Source organism: Elstera litoralis (genome assembly GCF_000963705.1).
Taxonomy (GTDB): domain Bacteria; phylum Pseudomonadota; class Alphaproteobacteria; order Elsterales; family Elsteraceae; genus Elstera; species Elstera litoralis.
Window position 1 is genome coordinate 1 of sequence record NZ_LAJY01000774.1, and the last position, 713, is coordinate 713.

General features: G+C 40.1%; 2 protein-coding genes. Both read left to right on the plus strand.

The window, feature by feature from the left end; genetic code table 11:
- On the plus strand, positions 1 to 238 hold a 238-nt coding region (locus VZ95_RS27610), incomplete at its 5' end, for a hypothetical protein (protein WP_232302768.1).
- Positions 239 to 365: 127 nt separating this feature from the next.
- Positions 366 to 713: hypothetical protein (locus VZ95_RS27615; protein WP_232302769.1), on the plus strand; the 348-nt coding region annotated here is incomplete at its 3' end.

The following is a 713-nucleotide window of genomic DNA, read 5'->3' on the forward strand; positions in this document are numbered from 1 at the left end:
CTCAGCTTCTCACCGTGTGTTTCCTGATCGAAAGGATATTGAGATACCTTTAAATATAAAAGAAGCCATTGAGCGGCAGTTTGCAAATTTTCTTCTTTTCTATGATGAAAACGATAAATTCCTCGTGGCACTCAAAGCGGGGTATCGTGTTTGGCCGCCGAATGATGTTCATAAACTCGGAAACTGTACCGATTTGTTGATTGCAAAACGTCTCCCGGCCAGTTCCCTCTTAGACTAAGGCCGCGGCCTCTCGGCGGAATTCGCTGGAAATGCTTTATTATTTATTTTAAGTGCATATAATGAACTGGTCAAAATTTGAATCTGAGTAGAAAATTATTGTCTAGTAAAAAATGAGGGGCGTTAAAATGTCAAATTTTCGACAGGCTCGGTCAAATTTATATAAGGTGAGTTTCAAGATAATTGAACGATTTATAATTTTTTCCGGAATTATATTTATTTTATACTGTGCAATAATTGGAATAATTTTTGCTGCTATCATTTATAGAGAACCAGAGTTAATGGATCGCCCACCGGCTCACGAGCCAAAAATACGACAAAGTCCGATACTCTTTGCCGACTACTTGGAAGGTGTTTCGGGCGATGCTCCCGCCCTTTCGTATGAGGGCCGCACTATCAAAACTCTTTGTATTGCAACAACCTATCAATATCCTGATCGTAAAGGGCTGCGATATTCGCAGTATATTCAGGGATGG